Source organism: Cupriavidus sp. SK-4 (assembly GCF_000611125.1).
GTDB lineage: Bacteria > Pseudomonadota > Gammaproteobacteria > Burkholderiales > Burkholderiaceae > Cupriavidus > Cupriavidus necator.
The window spans coordinates 229-3,939 of record NZ_JFJW01000009.1; the positions used below are offsets into that span (position 1 = coordinate 229).

Consider the following 3,711-nt stretch of genomic DNA (forward strand, 5'->3'; position numbering starts at 1 on the left):
GCGCCGTGCAGCGTGACGTCAATCGCGGAAGCGCGAGCCTGCGTTCAGGCTCCGGCCGCTGCTGGCGGCTTCGGCGGTGGCTTTGGCGGCGGACGAGGTGGCGGTGGAAGACGTTAGGGAACCATGCCCGTTTGGAGTGGTGTCGGTCGCGTTCCTCTGGTCGGCGGGTGGGCGGCCCGGCCCTGTTTGCATTCAGGGGACACGCTTCTATGCCGGTGATTACGAGAACGGGCAGGACGCGGACATCATCGTGATCACCGCTGCCGTCGGTGTGAAGCCGGGGCAGACTCTGCAATGGTGCCATCCACTGCGGGATCGCCAGTGCAATCGCGTGAATTCCAAGCCATCGTCCACGACTGGGCCCCGCCCTGATCACGACGGTCGTGCTGATCACCCTGCTGCTGCCTGTGCCAGAGGGCAACCAGATTATCGGACTGTCGAAAGCGGTCAGCGCATCGGCGACCGCCCCCTTGGACAAGGTCGAGGTCACCTGCGACAACGAGCCATCTTTCTGACAACAATCGTTGCGAACGAGAGGACCACGATGGCCATCATCGCCATAACCCCGATCGGCATGACCTTCAGGATGACGTGGTGGCCATCCTGATCTCCCGCGGCGTGAAGAAGACGATGGGAACCTGGTGGCGCGTCGGTTTTGTGATGTGCGTGGTGGACCTGCTGATCTTCGCCGTGATCGGGGAGTGTTTGGTGGAAGGTACTTGGCTTCTGGTGAACATGCAGCCGAACGACGCCCGATGAACCGCTCGTGATCATGCCAATTCGACGCTCTGGCCCGACCATGCTTGGCGCCCGCTATGTCACCGACCCGGATAAGCCGCCGGACGCGTGGCACAGATTTTTTCTGGATCAGGTCAAAATGGAGGACATTGCAGCAAGACGCCTGCACCTAGCATTTACGCTCACTGTCTTGCAGCGCAAGGGTCACCACGCGTAGCGTGGCGTCGTCTGGACATGCTAAGTCGGAAAATCCAAAACGTTTGGCCAGTCGCCGCATGCCGGTATTCGACGATAAGACATATCCTTCCATGCATCGAAAGCCGCGGCTCCGAGCGATGTCGATCAGAGTGCCCAGCAGTCGGCGGGCCAAGCCAAGCCTATGCCAGTCATCGTCTACCGTTACCGCAAACTCGCAGGTATCGCTGCCCGGTGCGGCGGCGTAGCGCGCACCACCCACAATAGACGACACCTTGTTTTCCGTGGCAATTGCCACCAGTGCGAACTCGCGCTCAACCGAGGGATGCGTCGCTTGTTCGAGCATCGCCTCCGGCAACTGCTGCAGGCAGCCATGAATCTCGCGTAACGCGCATCTGCCGAAAGCTTGTTGAACGCCGCCAACAGGCCGGCCTTGTCATCTCCGGTAATCTCCCGCACTAGCACTTCTCGTTCATTGCACAGGGATACATTGAACGGCACAAAGTTTGTCGCTTCAGACTTGTCTTGCATGGCAACGTTGTTGTAAGGAAAGAAAGCGAGTTCGTTGAATCGATGGCGGCCGCCTAAGGCAGGCGTCACAGGCATCGAACGCCGCCTTTTTGCCTCCCGCCAAGTCAACGGGCTACTTGCTGGCGTCATGCCATGATATTGACGCCGCCATCCACATACAGCGTTTCGCCCGATAGCCGCCTGGCGTAGGTCGTAGCCAGGAAGGCGCAGGTGTATCCGACATCCATGATGTCGACCAACTCGCCAAGTGGAGCGCGTTCCACGGCGTCAGCGAGCATCAGATCGAAGCCCTTTAGTCCGGATGCAGCGCGCGTCTGCAGTGGCCCTGGCGAGATCGCATGCACGCGGATGCCGCGCGGGCCCAACTCGTACGCGAGGTACCGTGACACGGCTTCCAGGGCGGCCTTCACCGGACCCATGACGTTGTAGTTCGGCACCACCTTGTTGGCGCCGTGGTAGCTCATGGTGAACATGGTGCCACCATCGCTCATCAGGGGCGCCGCCAGCCGCGCCATGCGTACGAAGGAGTGGCAGGACACATCCATGGCCTTGGCAAAGCCTTCGGCCGAACAATTGAGCAGGCCTCCCTGCAAAGCGTCTTTCGGCGCCCAGGCGATCGAATGCACCAGAATATCGAGTCTTCCCCACTGCTCGCTGATTCGACCAAACAACGCGTCCATTTCCGCTGGGTTCGTGACATCCAGGGGCAGAAAGATGGAAGCGTCAAGCTCCTGCGCCACCGGCTCGACAAACTGGCGCGCCTTTTCGCTGGCATAGGTAATCGCGACCTCTGCTCCCAGTTCGCGGAAGGCTTTGGCGCACCCATAAGCAATGGAGTGTTCGTTCGCGATCCCGCAGATGAGTGCGCGGGCGTTGTTGAGGATCGGTTGTTGCGGCGCTGCAGTCATGGCACTCTCTCCCGGATTCATTTTTGCCAGTGAGCCGTCAAGACCAAGCCGCTGCCTTGATGGGCTATAACGGCGGTCATCGTGTAGGCATTGCAAGGGCGTCCCTGGTATGTCTGGCAATCATCAGTTCCTCGTTGGTCGGGATGACCCAAACAGGGATACGGCTCGAGGCCAAGCTGATACGCGGTCCGTCGCTGGCATTGGCGGCGGGATCCACGCTCACGCCAAGCCATGCCGCCAGCTCGCATACACGCTCGCGGATCGGCGCGGCATGCTCGCCGACGCCTGCAGTGAAGACCAGCGCATCCAGCCCCTGCGCGGCGGCAGCCAGCGAGCCAAGCTCGCGGGCGACGCGGTAGGTGTACAACTCGATAGCAAAGCGGGCTTGCGGATCGTCGCTCGCAAGCAGCGCGCGCATATCGCTCGACACGCCAGAGACGCCGAGCAGGCCCGACTTGCGGTAGATCAGGTCCTCGATGGCCCGAGCATCCATGCCGAGTTCGCTCATCAAGTACAGAATCACGCCCGGATCGAGGCTGCCGCAGCGCGTTCCCATCGGCAGGCCATCCACCGCGGTAAAGCCCATGGTGCTGGCGACGCTGCGCCCCGCCACCAGCGCGCACATGCTGCTGCCGTTACCGAGGTGGGCCACGACCGTGCGTCCTGCTGCTGCGCCGGCATCGACGCTCGGAAGGACCCCCGCGATGTACTCGTACGACAGCCCGTGGAACCCGTAGCGCCTGACGCCTCGCGCCGTGATCGCCGCGGGCAATGCGAATGCCTGTGCCACCTCGAGCTGCGCCCGGTGGAAGGCGGTATCGAAGCAGGCGATCTGCGGCAACTCAGGGCGCCGTTCGGCAAGGATGCGGATCGGTTTGAGATTGTGTGGCTGGTGCAGAGGCGCGAGCGGGCAAAGCGTGTCCAGTTCTGCCAGCAGTGCCTCCGTCACCCTTGCCGGCTGGGTGAAGCGTACTCCCCCGTGCACAACCCGGTGCCCCACTGCGCTCAGCGTATGCCCTTCCCCATGGCCGCGCAGGAAGTCCGCCAGGAAGGCGATGGCCCCCTCGTGGCCGAGATCGGTGTCGGCGTCCCACCGCTTGGTCTCGATCTCGGCCCCCGACGCATCAGTCGCGCGGAATGCCGGCGCCGTGTAGAGCCCTTCGATGCTCCCGCGCAGCACCAGCCTCAGTGAGTCGTCATGGGTATCGTAGGCACAGTACTTGATGCTCGACGAACCCGCATTCAGGACCAGAATCAGTGCGGCCATGGCATCACCCCGCCACCTGGCCGGACTCGCGGCGTGCCCTGGCCACCAGCACGGCCACGGCGCACGACGCCA

General features: G+C 62.6%; 5 protein-coding genes and 1 pseudogene. 2 read left to right on the forward strand and 4 right to left on the reverse strand.

Annotated features, from left to right (window positions below; genetic code table 11):
* The first annotated feature begins 383 nt into the window (after positions 1-383).
* Both CF68_RS38915 and CF68_RS39135 read left to right on the forward strand, forming a co-directional pair.
* Entirely contained in the window at positions 384-515 is a 132-nt protein-coding gene (locus CF68_RS38915; RefSeq protein ID WP_255351072.1) for a hypothetical protein, read from the forward strand.
* Between the two features lie 79 nt (positions 516-594).
* A complete protein-coding gene (locus tag CF68_RS39135; RefSeq protein ID WP_369798841.1) occupies positions 595-759 on the forward strand; it encodes a hypothetical protein in 165 nt (54 codons plus the stop codon).
* Between the two features lie 148 nt (positions 760-907).
* On the opposite strand, the pseudogene CF68_RS35885 reads toward CF68_RS39135, so the two are convergent.
* The 4 genes and pseudogenes from CF68_RS35885 to CF68_RS38920 all read right to left on the reverse strand — a co-directional run.
* Positions 908-1,464: pseudogene (locus tag CF68_RS35885) on the reverse strand (N-acetyltransferase family protein).
* A gap of 125 nt (positions 1,465-1,589) precedes the next feature.
* Positions 1,590-2,372, reverse strand: coding sequence for an enoyl-ACP reductase FabI (fabI, locus tag CF68_RS01715; RefSeq protein WP_035815612.1), 783 nt, complete (start codon positions 2,370-2,372; stop codon positions 1,590-1,592).
* Positions 2,373-2,448: 76 nt separating this feature from the next.
* Positions 2,449-3,639, reverse strand: a complete 1,191-nt coding sequence (locus CF68_RS01720) for an acetate/propionate family kinase (RefSeq protein WP_035815613.1) — start codon at positions 3,637-3,639, stop codon at positions 2,449-2,451.
* A 4-nt stretch (positions 3,640-3,643) separates the two neighbouring features.
* A partial coding sequence (locus CF68_RS38920; protein ID WP_035815664.1) for a hypothetical protein occupies positions 3,644-3,711 on the reverse strand: 68 nt, incomplete at its 5' end.

Bases quoted from the DNA above. Each gene is read 5' to 3' on its own strand.
- CF68_RS01720 (WP_035815613.1), bottom strand. From the start codon at position 3,639: ATGGCCGCACTGATTCTGGTCCTGAATGCGGGTTCGTCGAGCATCAAG.
- fabI (WP_035815612.1), bottom strand. From the start codon at position 2,372: ATGACTGCAGCGCCGCAACAACCGATCCTCAACAACGCCCGCGCACTC.